The following is a 14,437-nucleotide window of genomic DNA, read 5'->3' as shown; positions in this document are numbered from 1 at the left end:
ATCAAATGTGTTGGTAGTTGTTGTCAATGATTCCAAGAAAATAGCATTCATAGAAAGTAATAAGTAGCTATCTTATTTCCTTTTAAGAGGAACTATAATAGGCTCTCTAATGAATCCTCTTTTTTGTCCTTTTGTGGTACCTGGATCGTTTCAATTTCTTCTAATACCTTCATTATATCTTCAGAAAAATCAACATTTTTTTCAAATTGTTCTACTTTTTCTAATCTTGGCTTTGTTTTAGGAGATTTTGGGACAAAAACCGTACAACAATCTTCGTATGGACGAATAGAAATTTCGTACATATCGATATTCTCAGATATTTGTATAATATCTTCTTTATCCATTGCAATAAGTGGGCGAATAATTGGATAACTAGTGACTGCATTGATAGCATGCATACTTTCCATCGTTTGGCTTGCCACTTGTCCTAAACTTTCACCTGTAATCAATGATAAAATATTCTCACGTTCTGCTACTGCTTCACTAATACGCATCATGACTCTTCTCATAACTGTCATGGAGTAGCTATTGGGAATTTCACGATGAATTTTTTGCTGTAATGCTGTAAACGGAACAATGTGTACTTTTATTTTATGCCCATAGTAAGATAATCGCTCTGCTAAATCTAAGACTTTTTCTTTTGCTCTTTCACTTGTGTATGGAGGAGAATGAAAATGTATAGCTTCCAGCTGCACTCCCCTTTTCATGGCTAGATAACCGGCAACAGGACTATCTATTCCACCTGATAAAAGCAAAAGTGATTTTCCAGAGGAACCAACAGGTAAACCAGCAGCACCTGGTATTTTTTTAGATGTAATATAGGTGGCATCTTGGCGTATATCCACCATCACTTCTAAATCAGGTTGGTGAACGTCCACCGAAATGTCATCCAAATGGGATAATAAAAATCCACCAAGTACGTGGTTAAACTCCTGTGATGGAATGGGAAAAGATTTATTAGAACGTTTTGTAGAGACTTTAAAAGTTTGAACAGAATCCGTATTTTTTATAAGTTCTAAAGCATTTTTTTTGATGTCTTTTTCATCATTTTCCGCCCTAATAGCCAAACTCATGTTTTGAATTCCAAAGATCTTCTTACAACGTTCTATGATGGGATCAGGATTTTCACCATTTAATTGAATATACATCCGGTCATATTTCTTTTTCACCCGAATGTCCTTATACTCATCCAATGCTTCTCTTACATTCGCTAATAATTGCGAAGTAAATAATTTTCTGTTCTTTCCTTTTAATGTAAGTTCGCCATAACGAATAATGATATGATCATATTGCATAAATATCTACCTCATTACTTGACTTAGATTTGTGATAACATGTTTTATTTTTTCAAAAAAGTATTGTACTTCTTCCCAAGTTGTTTGATAAGACATACTTACTCTTAAACCTGACTTTGTCACTTCTTCCGTTTTACCGCATGCTGCCAAAACGGCACTTTCATCCGCACTTTTGGAAGAACAAGCCGATTTTGTTGAAATATAAATTTGAAATTCTTCTAAAGCGTGAATGACTACTTCTGGTTTTAAACCAGGCGCCGAAAAATGAACAATATGCGGTACTTTCGTTTCACTAGGTGTATTGACAACGAGCTGGTCAATGGTTTCTAATCGATCGATTAACCAATTTTGAAGCTGTTGTAAATGCGGAAGTTTTTTTAATCTTGCTTCTTCCATTATCCTCATGGCTTTTACAAAAGCAACTATACCTGGGACATTTTCCGTACCTGATCGCAGATTATTTTCTTGGCCGCCTCCATGTGATAAGGAAAATAACCGCACCCCTCGTCTAGCATATAACAACCCAGTTCCTTTTAACCCATGGATTTTATGACCAGATATCGTACATAGATCAACGCCGAGATTAGACAGATCTAACGGTGCTTTCCCAAAGCCTTGTACATGGTCTACATGAAAAAAAGCCTTAGGATAATCTTTAAGAATTCTGGCTATTTCTTCTATTGGCTGTACGGTTCCAATCTCATTATTCACGTGCATAATCGAAACTAGAATTGTTTCCTCTGAAATAGCTTCCTTTAAATCAGTTAGATTCACACGTCCATCTCGATCCACAGGTAAATAAGTAACACGAAATCCTATTTCCTCGAGTGCAGTGCAAGCTTCTAAGACAGAAGGGTGTTCCACCACAGAAGTGATAATATGTTTGCCTCGTGATTGGTGCTCTAATGCAATACCTTTGATCGCCATATTATTCCCTTCTGTACCACCAGAAGTGAAAATGATTTCAAGTGAATTTACACCCAAAATATCCGCTGCCTGTTCCCGGGCTTTTCTTAACAGCCTTTCCGCATCTTTCCCCAATCCATGTATAGAAGATGGATTACCGAAATACTGAGAAGCTGCTTGTTGAAAACTATTTAATACTTGCTCATCGGGCTTTGTTGTAGCGCTATTATCTAAATATATCATGAAAAATCCCTCATTTTTCTCATTTAACATTGCCATATGTTATCACATTTTTAACTTGATGCAAACTCTATATATCGATTCAAAGCTTTTTCCAAAAAGATGTTTGTCATAAAAAAACTTGATCAACACCAGATCTTTTACAAAATGAGCGCTATATCTTTGTTGTGGAAAAATACTCGCTTTCACCCAAGGACACAAGCGCGACATCTGCTCAAGTTTCCTTTGGTCACTTTCGCAGTGTCTTCTTTTCCGGGGGGGCGTTGGTTCAGCCTCCTCGTGAGAAAAAAGCGCTCACTGCGGTGGCTTCATACTGTTGCTGTTCCCTCAGGAGTCTCGCATTTTCCCACAGCTCGTATTTTTCTCATTCCAGAAAAAAGATATCCCATGATGGAATATCTTTCTATGTGTATTATGGAACCATTTGTTGGTATTCTTCTTCAATTTGTTCAATTTTGACCATGGCATTTGGATCTACTTCTTCCAACGCTTTCACTGCGACTTCCAAAGCCATCTCATATTTATAATTTCTAAATAAGCTTTCTGCTTCTTTTAATTGTGCCGCCAATACGGGGTAATCTCGTTTGTAACGATTCCCATATTGAATAGCCGCTTCCACAAGCCTCGCTTGGTCTAACACTAATTCCGTTTGGTGGACAAACTGATCAACAGATTTATTTGCTTCTTGTAGTTGATGCTGTACTTTCCCTATATCTAAAGGGTGCTTTTGTAAATAAATAAGCACTGCTTCACACTTATCAGATGCTTCCTCTAAAGCATTTAAAATAAAAGAAGGAATACCTGGGATATTGCTTTTTTCCAACTTCTTATTCGTGTGGATTAACTGTGTTTTGAGCTCCGCCATTTGTTTTTTAGCCTCTACCTCATCTTTTCTCAAGTCACGGATTTGCTCCTGAAATTCTTCTTGCGCTTGCTCTAAATTATCAAGCTCATTAGATATTACGTCCAGCTGATCTCTTATTTCAATATGATTATTCTTCTTATTCTGATAATCTTGCTCCAATTGTTGTAATTGATTAGTTAACTTATCCAGCCATTTCTCGATGCTCAGAAACAATTCTAAGTCTGACTCTTCCACAAAGTAAGTTTCTTGAAGCCTATTTATTTCTTCCTTCATTTCGTGGAACCGAACCTTTAATTCTGAATATTTCTGCTGTACATTAGGAAAATGGCTCTCTACTAGTGATTTAGATTTCGCTTCTTTTTCCAGTAAAAGATACATTTCATTCAAACGATCTTCCATCTGCTCAAAAGTATCATAAACGGAAGTGACTTCACCATTTTCTAGTGCTCTTAAGCTCTGCACAAGTACTTGTTCATATTGCCTTAGTTCTTTCTCGAATCCGAATTGTTCTACACGGTATCCTTCCTCTGACATACCTGCCATACCTTTGAGTAATTCTTTCAGTTGATTTGGGAGAATTTGCTTACATTTTTTCAGTATATCTGGAAAAGCGCTCATCTTTTCTTCCAATTGATTTATTTCTTCCTTTAACTCTTCCAATGCTTCTTGCGCTTCTAAATAATTCCCTTCTTCTGCTAATTGTGCACACTCCATTAATTTTTTTTCATATTGAAAGAGTATGGTTTCAAATGAAAGCTCTGCTTTACCAAAGTGTGTTCGATTATGTAGTAAATATTTTTTTAATTCTTTTATTCTTGGCGATAATTCATCTATTTGCTCCCGAGCATATTTTTCAGAATCTAATAAATGATCCAATTCCTTATACATATCTTCTATATTATTTTCTATAGATTGTAATGTTTCTTCTACGATTTGCAGCTGTTTTTTAGCCGTTCTGATTTTAAACTTGTCCGATGCTTCTTCTGCATCCATTAAATATTCCTCTATGTCTGGTAAATCACTAGTTAGAATAATATCCCAATTTTCTTTCCAACCTTCAAACTTTTCCTGTGTCTCACCAGATAAATTTAATTGTTTTACCTTTGCTAACTCAGATGTTACATTCCGGTTCATAATATCCATTTTCCATTCCTCAAGCCTATCCACACTATCATAGACTTTTTTCCGAAAAATAAGTCCAACGATCATGACAGCAATGATAATAAGTATGACACCAATCACGTATTCCATTCACAAAATCCTCCTTCTGCACCACAATTCAAATTCGTCCATTTCTATATGTAAATGATCGTTACCATTATATACAATTCTAATTAATAGTTATGATACCATGATTCCCTATCATTTGGCTAAACTTTTTAGCAATTATTTCAACATTTTTGACTATTTTGTCATAAGATGGGGAAAACCGAAATCATTTGTTTGTCACATTTTCTAATCTGTTGTATGATGAGTAAAATTCAGATATAATATTAACCTTTAATAAGGAGAGTGGGCATACATGTTTGAAACAAAAAATTATGATGGATCAAAAGAGAAGGATTACCCTGTTGTCATTAAACAGCTAGATGCCTTATTAGCTGATGAGCCTGATGTGATAGCTAACTTAGCTAACGCCTCTGCTCTATTAAACCAATTTTTAAATGATGTAAACTGGGTCGGTTTTTATATTTGGAAAGAGGATGAGCTTGTGCTTGGACCATTTCAAGGTCTGCCTGCATGTGTACGTATTAAGAGCGGTAAAGGAGTTTGTGGTACTGCGATCTCAGATCAAAAAACACAGCTAGTAGAGGATGTTCACCAATTCCCGGGCCATATTGCTTGTGATGCAGCTAGTCAATCGGAAATTGTGGTTCCTATCATGAAAGATGGAGAAGTATACGGTGTACTAGATATTGATAGCCCTAATAAAGGCCGTTTTGATGAGATTGATCAAAAATATTTAGAGCAATTTGTCGAAACGCTTGAAAAATACATTTAAACAGCCACTAGCTGTTGACATTAGTATCCTATCATCATATAATGATCTTTGTGTAAAAAAGGTAGCCTATGTGAACCAGCGGCAGACCATTCTGTTCCTCAATGAAACTGAGGTGTATCGCGTAACTCTCTGCTACTAGGGCGAAGGTACATGAAAACAAAATGGCTGGCGTCATTTGGGACACACTGTCTTATTTTATGCAAATTTTATATATAAAGGAGAAGATGTACAATGTCTCGCTATACAGGTTCTGTATGGAAGAAGTCTCGTCGTCTTGGTATTTCATTAACAGGTACTGGTAAGGAGCTAGACAAGCGTCCTTACGCACCAGGTCAACATGGACCAAATCAACGTAGAAAATTATCAGAGTACGGTTTACAATTACAAGAAAAGCAAAAATTACGTTTCATGTATGGAATTACAGAACGTCAATTCCGTAACCTTTTCGATCGTGCTGGTAAAATGAAAGGTGTTCATGGTGAGAACTTCATGATTCTTCTTGAATCTCGACTAGACAACTTAGTTTACCGCTTGGGTCTTGCACGTACTCGCAGACAATCTCGCCAGTTAGTAAACCATGGTCACATTACAGTAGATGGCGGTCGTGTAGATATCCCATCTTACCAAGTAAAACCTGGTCAAGTAATTGGTGTACGTGAAAAATCTCAAAACCTTGACACGATCAAGGATGCGATTGAAGCAAACTCATTCGTACCTGAATATCTAACTTTTGACGAAGACAAACTAGAAGGTACTTTCACGCGTTTACCAGAACGTTCTGAATTACCTGCAGAAATCAATGAACCATTAATCGTAGAGTACTACTCTCGTTAATGAGTCCGCTTTGTATAACTCATTATTTAAAAACCCTGAAACCCTTGATAAACAAGGGATTTCAGGGTTTTTCTCATATTTTAACTGTTTAAAATAATGTATAATCACTTATTATTTTGGGGCATTTTTTGGGGCAAGTGGGGCAACTTTTGGGGCACATTTATTATTAAAAATATGCGGACAGATGCTGATTAATATTTACTCACTAAAATAAATTCTTTAACTATAATACAACTACTACAATGACCTCTTTAACAAATTTCCTAATAGGTTCTTTACTTTATGATTATAGTGACATTTAAATATTATTTTTTCCATTTACTGGTATAACCTCAAATGGAGCAATCGAATTCCACTTTTAGTTTTGTTTTTAATGTTACTGAATTATTATTTAAAGCCCTCGAAGCTGTTACAACAGAGACACCTGCTATTTTTGCTACCTGTTGAATATTTGTCACACTGAATCCTTCTTTCGATATTAAAAGATTTATTTGCGAATTATGTCATTAAAAAACTAATAGAACAGCAATAATATTGTCATCGAATAACTAAGAAAAGTATTAGCTATACAGTGTAATACTTTATATTCAAACCTTTATCATTTTTTTGTCTTTTTTTATGTTATTTCTTATCAAAAGTTTATCAGTCCTTTATCAAGAATATTAAACAATTAAAAATCAGCGTCAAAATTTTAATGTATAAGGATTCATATATAATATAATATTCCATTTGAGACTTGTCTGTAAGTGGCATAATCTTGAAAACAATAAAAAAGTAAGCTGCTAATTCATTAGCAGCTTACTTTTTTATTTGTTAATCATTATTGATAAACCAATTTATGATTATTAGTGTCAAAACTTAATGGAAGCCCTACATAATTTTCCGCTAAACTAGCTGAATGATGTTGTGATGATGTTACATTATCAAGTTCAGCTAGTTGGATACCATGTTCGAATTGGCTATAATTTTGATTTCGGTGGAGCATATTTGTCATCCAGTTAGAGAAGCGTTGTGCCTTCCAAACCCTTCTTAAGCATATTTCAGGATAACAATTTAGCAATTCCTCATTACCATTTTGATAAAGTTCAGCAAGTCCTTTTGCCAGCACTTGAACATCAGCTACAGCTAAGTTTAGCCCCTTCGCCCCAGCAGGAGGAACAATGTGAGCAGAATCACCCGCAAGAAATAGATTGCCATAACGCATCGTCTCACAAACAAAGCTTCGCATTGAAACGATATTTTTTTGTATAATTGGACCCTCATTTAGCGTCCAACCATCATTTGTCCTTACCCTCTCATGAAGTTCTGACCAGATTCGATCATCTGACCAGTTTTCAATTTTATCGTTAGGATCGACCTGAATGTAATGACGTTGCACGTTAGATGTTCTCGTACTCAATAGCGCAAAGCCTTTTTCGTGGTAAGCATAAACTAATTCCGGACTAACTGGTTGGGTCTCCGCTAGAATTCCTAGCCATCCAAACGGATAAACATGCTGTACTTCTTTACATTCATTATCTGGAATAGCTTTCCTACTGGGTCCATGAAAACCATCACACCCTACAATGTAATCACAGCTTAATTCTTGGAGCTCACCTTCGTACTCAAATGTAATTTTCGGAGTAAAAGATGTTATATCATATAAATTAACCTCACTGACATTGAATAAGATATCCCCTTTATTTTCCAACCGTTTTGCAACTAAATCTCTTATCACCTCATGTTGAGGATAAAGCATAATACTTTTTCCATTTGTCAGTTCTTTCATGTTTATCCGGTGACGCTGCCCACTAAACTGAAGATAGATTCCTTCATGTTCTTTGCCCTCTGCAATCATTCGATCACCAAGGCCGGTCTCATTCAGTAAATCTACAGTCCCTTGTTCTAAAACTCCAGCTCTAATCGTACTTTCAATGTCTGCACGTGATCGATTTTCTAGAACAATTGAATCGATTCCTTGTAAATGTAATAAATGGGACAGCATCAGTCCTGCTGGTCCTGCCCCAATTATACAAACTTGTGTTTTCATGCAAAAACCCCTTTCCAATTAGCAAACTATCCTGCCATAAAACTGACACCCATCTTTGCAATCAATAGTCATTTCGTATCGGCAATTTTCAATGTTGGATTTTGCTTTAAATCATCATAGTTTCTTTCTCCAATAGTAATTAATGCATTCCAACTTCCTGAAGATTGACCATCAGCCAAGTAAGTAGGTTCTTGGTTTTCCTCAATCATGCTTAAAAGCATCGCGAGGTGACGCCCCCCAGATTCTACTCGAGCTAACCTTGCATATTGAGGTAGCATCTCATAAGCTGATATATAATCCTTATCTAATATAAACTCGGCAAATTGCTTATCCATGGCATGCTCTGAAACAGTTGGTTTGTTATGTCTGCCACGAACTAGATTATGAGACAAAGCACCACTTGAAATAAATACATACTTCTTATCATCTTCTCGTAACACCTTCGCGATTTGCCGACCCCAATTGTATGTTTCTTCTAGACTTGCAGCTAATGTAACAGATAAATTAATTACCGATATATCTTCATTTGGAACAAGATAGCGTAATGGAACAACACTGCCATAGTCCCATACGTAATACGGGTCATCGACAGCTTTTACCGCAAGTCCAGCATCTTCGCCAGCTTTAACTAGCCTTTCCCCTAACTGTTTATCTCCAGGATATTTATACTTAACATTATTAATTAAATCAGGTGCTTCAATTGCCGTTAACATACCTTCGTGAACAGGAGTACAATCTACATAGTGAAAAAAGGTTGATGGCCAGTGACACGAAACCAATACGATTGCATCTGGTTTAATTTGTTCCAGTTGCTTGGAAACTTGCTTCATGGCAGCAGCCATATCTTGCTGAAACTCTGGAACTTTATCCTCATAACACATACTAGGCACATGCGGGACTAACATACTTAATTCGATCGTCATCTTTATCCTCCTAATTGTTTTACCTATATTTACCGTATCACCTACCGAACAGATAAATTCACATCATGGTAAACGTTTTCAAAATTAATTGTTTTTATTACCTATTATCTTTCTGAAACAGGTTTTCCTTCTTTACCCCAATGTGTCTTTGGAATTTCAGTTACAATCACTCGAATATTTTCCTTGGGGGCATCTAATGTTTCGGAAACCGTGTTTGTTATATTTTCAATGACCTCTCCAATTTTTTCTGGTGGTCGGCCTTCGATTAATTGCACATTAATAATCGGCATAATTACATTCCCCTTTCTCTATTAATTAGTGACCGTAAAGAAAACTTCTCCTAATCCATCAAATTTTCCAGAGACAATATCCCCTTGATTCAGTAATACCGCCCCTGTAATTCCACCGGTTAAGATTATGTCACCCTTTTTGACCTTTTCTTCTTTCTTTGCTAGCATATTAGCCAACATGGCTATTGAATTGGCTGGGTGACCAAGTACGGTTGCACCAGTTCCTAAGTCCTTTATCTCTCCATTAATAGAAAGGACTCCTCCTACTAGATCAAGTTCTAAACTCGGCTTCTTTAAGGATGTTCCAAAAACAACACGAGAAGTAGAGGCATTATCCGCAACAACATCAGGAAGTGTAAACTCAAAGTTTTTATAACGGCTATCAATAATTTCAAGAGCAGGTAATACGTAGTCTGTCTTAGCTAAGACTTGTGCTACTGTTATACCAGGACCTTCGATATCTTCTCCAATAACAAAAGCTATTTCCGCCTCTACCTTTGGATGAATCATGTCACTAAGGGACAACTTTCCACCATTTTCGATTAACATATAATCAAACAAATAGCCGTAAATGGGATTATTCACGTTCATTTGTTTCATTTTCGCCTGACTAGTTAGACCCATTTTTGGTCCAACGATACGATGACCTTCCGCAAGCTTTCTTTGAACGATTTCTTCCTGAACCAAATAACCCTCTTCTACCGTTAGATCCGGTTTTAAATCAGCGGTTATTTTTTCCACTTCTCGCTTTTCTACTTCGGCTGACACTAAATACTGCGAAATATCTTTATATAACTTCATGAATCCTCCTCCCTCCTTATACTTTTTCCGTTATGTTCCGTTGTTTTGCAATGTCGGCTGCCACATCAACAATCATGTCTTCCTGTCCACCAACAATCTTTTGTCTACCTAATTCTATTAAAATATCACGTGGATCTAGTCCAAATCTTTCCGCTGCTTTTCTTGTGTGTAATAGAAAACTAGAATAAACTCCCGCGTAACCAAGTACGAGACTATCTTTGGTAATCTCTTGTGGTTTTTCTAAAACTGGTGCTACTAAATCTTCAGCAACATCCATTAATTTGTAGTGATCGACACCAGTATGGACCCCCATTCTGTCAAGCACAGATACTAATACTTCCGTCTGTGTGTTACCCGCTCCAGCGCCTAAACAACGAATACTACCATCGATTCTCGTTGCCCCTTCCTCTATCGCTACCAATGTATTGGCCATTGCTAAGGATAAGTTATTATGTGCATGGAAGCCTACCTCTACAGTTAACTCATTTGTTAGTGCTCGAATTCTCTCACGCACTTCATGTGGCAACAGTGCCCCAGCAGAATCAACTACGTACACACAATCAGCACCATAGCTTTCCATCAATTTGGCTTGCTCTACTAGTTTCGTCGTCGGAACCATATGTGACATCATCAGAAAACCGACCGTTTCCATACCAAGCTCTTTTGCTAGAGCGATATGCTGTGGAGATACATCTGCTTCTGTTACATGGGTAGCTATCCTAGCCATCTTAGCCCCAAGATTAGCAGCTTGCTTAAGCTCTGGCATAGTACCGATTCCAGGTAAAAGTAACACAGCAATTTTGGAATGATTAACAACCGATGCTGCAACCTCGATCAGTTCCATTTCATTTGTTAGAGATAAGCCGTATTGTAAAGAAGAACCACCTAATCCATCACCATGGGAAACTTCAATAACCGGTACCTTTGCTTCATCTAAACCTCTGGCAATTTTCGTAACTTGATCTACTGTAAATTGGTGTCTAATAGCATGACTACCATCCCGTAAAGCAACCTCTGTTATACGAATCTCTCTTTTCTTCTCCACTGTTTTTAACCCCTCTCTTCAACGGTAACTTTACTTAGCTTGTGCTTCGCCCATTCTTCTGCAACCTTTACAGCAGCTGCTGTCATAATATCTAAATTTCCAGAGTAGGTTGGTAAATAATCACCCGCACCTTCTACTTCAATAAAGACCGTGATGCGATTTCCATCAAAGACTGGCTCCTGCCTAATCTTATATCCAGGAACATAAGACTGTACTTCCTTTTCCATTTCACGAATAGAAGCCATAATTCGATCTTGATCCACGTATTTCCCTTCGACCAACACATGAATCGTATCTCGCATAATAATTGGAGGTTCCGCCGGATTCAAGATGATAATCGCTTTTCCTTTTTTGGCACCACCAATCTTTTCGATACCTCGTGCTGTCGTCTGTGTAAACTCATCAATATTCGCTCTTGTACCCGGCCCTGCACTTTTACTTGAAATAGTTGCTACGATTTCCGCATAATCAACCAATTGTATTCGGTCAATGGCATGGACAATCGGAATTGTTGCCTGACCACCACAAGTAATTAAATTAATATTGTCAGCATTTAAATGCTCCTCAATATTAACCGGAGGTACGACAAATGGACCAACAGCAGCTGGTGTTAAGTCGAGTACTTGCTTACCAATTTGTTTTAACAGTTTGGCGTGGCGAATATGTGCTTTGGCTGATGTTGCATCAAAGACGATATCTGCAAGTTCTGGCCTTTCCAAAAATCCATTTATACCATTATCAATGGTTTCATATCCTAACTCTCTTGCTCGCTGTAAGCCATCTGAATTTGGATCAATACCGATCATGGTAGTTATTTCCAGTATTTCTGAACGATCGAGTTTTATCATTAGGTCCGTTCCAATGTTACCTGAGCCAAGTATAGCTACTTTAATCTTGTTCATAGTTCTCTCCTTTCTATAGCCTTAGTTATTCAAAATTCACACTTACTTGCCCAATATGAGCAAATTTTGCGGTAAATGAATCTCCTTTTTCAGCATCAACTGCTGCTGAAAGTGCTCCTGACAATATTACTTCGCCCGCTTTCAAAGTAATGTCATAATCTACTAGTCGATTTGCTAGCCATGCAACACAATTTGCTGGATTACCAAGTGCCGCCGCACCTACACCTGTATTAGCAATCACTCCATTTTTACTTAACAGCATTCCAGTTAATTCAAGGTCAATATCAGAAATCTTAGTTGGTTTACCTCCTAATACATACAGTCCTGATGATGCATTGTCGGCAATCGTATCGGGTAACGTTATCTTCCAGTCTTGGATTCTACTATCAACAATTTCTAGGGCTGGAACAACATAATCAGTTGCTTGTAATACATCTAGAGTAGTAACATGAGGACCCTTTAAGTCCGCTTTCAATACAAATGCAATCTCAGCCTCCACCTTAGGTTGCATCACGGATTCAACCGAAATCTGCCCTCCGTTTTCCACTACCATCCCGTCTAATAAATGGCCATAATCAGGCTCATTAACACCTAATAATTGTTGCATCGCTTTTGACGTCAGACCAATTTTTTTCCCAACAATTTTTTGACCTGATTCTGTTTTCCGTTTGATATTTTCCAACTGAATCGAATAAGCATCATGTACAGTTAGGTTGCTTTCTGATGTGAGTGGGGTTGTACCAACTCCTGTTTCCTCAGCCTTAGCAAGCTGTTCGGCGTACTTTTTTACTTTATCCAACTCCTAGCCCCCCTTACAATTTAATCGTGATATTTGATAACTCTGAATAAAAATCAATACTATGCATGCCACCAGCTCTACCACTTCCACTATGTTTCATCCCACCAAATGGTGTCCTTAAATCTCTTAGGAACCATGTATTCACCCAAATAATACCTGCATCAATTTGATGAGCAACACGGTGCGCTCTTCTTAAATCATTGGTCCAGATTGTTGCACTTAGGCCGTAATGGGTGTCGTTCGCTTGCATGATGACTTCCTCTTCCATGTCAAATGGAGTAATCGTAACAACGGGGCCAAATATTTCCTCGCGGACACACCTTGAATTGCGGTCAAGACCAGTAATAATGGTTGGTTCTAAATAATAGCCCGTATCCATACCTTCTGGGCGTTTCCCTCCAGTTAAAATGTTTGCCCCATCCTCACGAGCAATGTCTAGGTAACTATTTACCCGATCATAATGCTCTTTACTAATTAATGCCCCTACATTAGTTGTCTCATCGAACGGGTTTCCTACCTTTAATTGTTTTGTTCGCTCGACAAACTTTTTTACAAACGATTCGAAAGCATTTCGTTCCACATAAATCCGTGATCCACAGAGACAAACTTCCCCTTGATTGATAAAGCTAGATTTAATAGTAGTTTCAACAACTTCATCTAAATCAGAGTCTGCAAATATAATGTTGGGATTCTTTCCACCTAATTCAAATGAAAGTTTCTTTATTGTATCTGCACCAGCTTTCATGATTGAACTTCCTGTCCTTGGTTCTCCAATGAAGGAAATAGCATCAACATCAGGATGCTCTGCTATTGCTCCGCCTGCAGAATTTGGACCAAAACCATGAACGAGGTTAACAATGCCATCTGGGACCCCAGCGTCTTTAATAATTTCCATTAAGACAGTTGCTGTCATCGGTGTCCATTCAGCCGGTTTTACTACAGCAGCATTCCCCATACCAATACAAGGGGCTAGCTTCCAAGTTAGTAACAATAAAGGTAAATTCCAAGGTTTGATTAAGCCGACAACCCCTACTGGCTTGCGATGGGTATAGTGAAGCGCCTGTTGATTCTGCTGATAAGCTTCTTGGCCAACAGACGTAATATAATCGGCAAAAAAATGAAAGTTATAAGCAGCACGAGGAATATCTATAGAGTTCGCAAGCCAAAATGGTTTGCCCGTATCATACGATTCCAAGTGTACAAGCTCCTCTTGTCTCTCTAATATAAGATCACCGATATTGCGTAGCATCTTGGAGCGTTCAACTAAGGTTGTATTTTTCCAAGGCCCAGCTAATGCTCTTTTGGCAGCTGCAACAGCATAGTCTACTTCCGTCTTTCCACCTTCTGCAACAGTACCTAATACCTCTTCAGTTGCTGGGTTAATATTTTCAAAAGTTCTTTTGTCATTTGAGTCAACGTATTTACCATTAATAAAATGACGGCAATCAATAGATGGTATTTTTTTCATGGCAAACTCTCCTTCAGTAACGTTTTGATATTAACAAT

General features: G+C 37.6%; 14 protein-coding genes. 2 read left to right on the top strand and 12 right to left on the bottom strand.

Annotation, left to right across the window (positions count from 1 at the left end; translation table 11 throughout):
- Positions 1-92: 92 nt before the first annotated feature.
- The 3 genes from thiI to GHD00_RS10435 all read right to left on the bottom strand — a co-directional run bounded on the left by thiI (position 93) and on the right by GHD00_RS10435 (position 4,557).
- Positions 93-1,295: a tRNA uracil 4-sulfurtransferase ThiI gene (gene thiI / locus GHD00_RS10445; protein WP_163538108.1), complete on the bottom strand. Its 1,203-nt coding sequence runs from the start codon at positions 1,293-1,295 to the stop codon at positions 93-95.
- 6 nt (positions 1,296-1,301) lie between these two features.
- Positions 1,302-2,444, bottom strand: coding sequence for a cysteine desulfurase family protein (locus GHD00_RS10440; RefSeq protein ID WP_163538107.1), 1,143 nt, complete (start codon positions 2,442-2,444; stop codon positions 1,302-1,304).
- 409 nt (positions 2,445-2,853) lie between these two features.
- A complete protein-coding gene (locus tag GHD00_RS10435) occupies positions 2,854-4,557 on the bottom strand; it encodes a septation ring formation regulator EzrA (RefSeq protein WP_163538106.1) in 1,704 nt (567 codons plus the stop codon).
- 271 nt (positions 4,558-4,828) lie between these two features.
- Between GHD00_RS10435 and GHD00_RS10430 the strand changes: the two genes are divergently transcribed.
- Both GHD00_RS10430 and rpsD read left to right on the top strand, forming a co-directional pair.
- Positions 4,829-5,308, top strand: a complete 480-nt coding sequence (locus GHD00_RS10430; RefSeq protein WP_163538105.1) for a GAF domain-containing protein — start codon at positions 4,829-4,831, stop codon at positions 5,306-5,308.
- Positions 5,309-5,539: 231 nt separating this feature from the next.
- A complete protein-coding gene (gene rpsD / locus GHD00_RS10425) occupies positions 5,540-6,142 on the top strand; it encodes a 30S ribosomal protein S4 (RefSeq protein ID WP_163538104.1) in 603 nt (200 codons plus the stop codon).
- Positions 6,143-6,474: 332 nt separating this feature from the next.
- Here the strand turns inward: rpsD and GHD00_RS10420 are convergent, their stop codons facing one another.
- The 9 genes from GHD00_RS10420 to GHD00_RS10380 all read right to left on the bottom strand — a co-directional run bounded on the left by GHD00_RS10420 (position 6,475) and on the right by GHD00_RS10380 (position 14,399).
- Entirely contained in the window at positions 6,475-6,600 is a 126-nt protein-coding gene (locus GHD00_RS10420) for a LacI family DNA-binding transcriptional regulator (protein ID WP_163538103.1), read from the bottom strand.
- Positions 6,601-6,962: 362 nt separating this feature from the next.
- The gene (locus GHD00_RS10415) at positions 6,963-8,171 is read right to left on the bottom strand and encodes a 4-hydroxybenzoate 3-monooxygenase (protein ID WP_163538102.1); all 1,209 of its coding nucleotides are present in this window, start codon (positions 8,169-8,171) and stop codon (positions 6,963-6,965) included.
- A gap of 68 nt (positions 8,172-8,239) precedes the next feature.
- The gene (locus GHD00_RS10410) at positions 8,240-9,094 is read right to left on the bottom strand and encodes a DODA-type extradiol aromatic ring-opening family dioxygenase (RefSeq protein ID WP_163538101.1); all 855 of its coding nucleotides are present in this window, start codon (positions 9,092-9,094) and stop codon (positions 8,240-8,242) included.
- 104 nt (positions 9,095-9,198) lie between these two features.
- Complete coding sequence (locus tag GHD00_RS10405) at positions 9,199-9,384, bottom strand: 4-oxalocrotonate tautomerase (protein ID WP_163538100.1); 186 nt, start codon at positions 9,382-9,384, stop codon at positions 9,199-9,201.
- A gap of 21 nt (positions 9,385-9,405) precedes the next feature.
- Entirely contained in the window at positions 9,406-10,185 is a 780-nt protein-coding gene (locus tag GHD00_RS10400) for a 2-keto-4-pentenoate hydratase (RefSeq protein WP_163538099.1), read from the bottom strand.
- Between the two features lie 16 nt (positions 10,186-10,201).
- Positions 10,202-11,230: a 4-hydroxy-2-oxovalerate aldolase gene (gene dmpG / locus GHD00_RS10395; RefSeq protein WP_163538098.1), complete on the bottom strand. Its 1,029-nt coding sequence runs from the start codon at positions 11,228-11,230 to the stop codon at positions 10,202-10,204.
- Between the two features lie 5 nt (positions 11,231-11,235).
- Positions 11,236-12,132, bottom strand: coding sequence for an acetaldehyde dehydrogenase (acetylating) (locus GHD00_RS10390; protein WP_163538097.1), 897 nt, complete (start codon positions 12,130-12,132; stop codon positions 11,236-11,238).
- Positions 12,133-12,157: 25 nt separating this feature from the next.
- The gene (locus tag GHD00_RS10385) at positions 12,158-12,931 is read right to left on the bottom strand and encodes a 2-keto-4-pentenoate hydratase (protein WP_163538096.1); all 774 of its coding nucleotides are present in this window, start codon (positions 12,929-12,931) and stop codon (positions 12,158-12,160) included.
- A 13-nt stretch (positions 12,932-12,944) separates the two neighbouring features.
- Complete coding sequence (locus GHD00_RS10380) at positions 12,945-14,399, bottom strand: aldehyde dehydrogenase (protein ID WP_163538095.1); 1,455 nt, start codon at positions 14,397-14,399, stop codon at positions 12,945-12,947.
- Between the last annotated feature and the right edge of the window lie 38 nt (positions 14,400-14,437).

This window comes from Gracilibacillus sp. YIM 98692, assembly GCF_010993965.1.
GTDB lineage: Bacteria > Bacillota > Bacilli > Bacillales > Amphibacillaceae > Gracilibacillus.
Note: the sequence above shows the minus strand (reverse complement) of the source record. Positions and strands in the feature narration are given on the sequence as shown.

Bases quoted from the DNA above. Each gene is read 5' to 3' on its own strand.
- thiI (WP_163538108.1), bottom strand. From the start codon at position 1,295: ATGCAATATGATCATATCATTATTCGTTATGGCGAACTTACATTAAAA.
- rpsD (WP_163538104.1), top strand. From the start codon at position 5,540: ATGTCTCGCTATACAGGTTCTGTATGGAAGAAGTCTCGTCGTCTTGGT.
- GHD00_RS10430 (WP_163538105.1), top strand. From the start codon at position 4,829: ATGTTTGAAACAAAAAATTATGATGGATCAAAAGAGAAGGATTACCCT.
- GHD00_RS10435 (WP_163538106.1), bottom strand. From the start codon at position 4,557: ATGGAATACGTGATTGGTGTCATACTTATTATCATTGCTGTCATGATC.
- GHD00_RS10400 (WP_163538099.1), bottom strand. From the start codon at position 10,185: ATGAAGTTATATAAAGATATTTCGCAGTATTTAGTGTCAGCCGAAGTA.
- GHD00_RS10380 (WP_163538095.1), bottom strand. From the start codon at position 14,399: ATGAAAAAAATACCATCTATTGATTGCCGTCATTTTATTAATGGTAAA.
- GHD00_RS10410 (WP_163538101.1), bottom strand. From the start codon at position 9,094: ATGACGATCGAATTAAGTATGTTAGTCCCGCATGTGCCTAGTATGTGT.
- GHD00_RS10440 (WP_163538107.1), bottom strand. From the start codon at position 2,444: ATGATATATTTAGATAATAGCGCTACAACAAAGCCCGATGAGCAAGTA.
- GHD00_RS10415 (WP_163538102.1), bottom strand. From the start codon at position 8,171: ATGAAAACACAAGTTTGTATAATTGGGGCAGGACCAGCAGGACTGATG.
- GHD00_RS10405 (WP_163538100.1), bottom strand. From the start codon at position 9,384: ATGCCGATTATTAATGTGCAATTAATCGAAGGCCGACCACCAGAAAAA.
- GHD00_RS10390 (WP_163538097.1), bottom strand. From the start codon at position 12,132: ATGAACAAGATTAAAGTAGCTATACTTGGCTCAGGTAACATTGGAACG.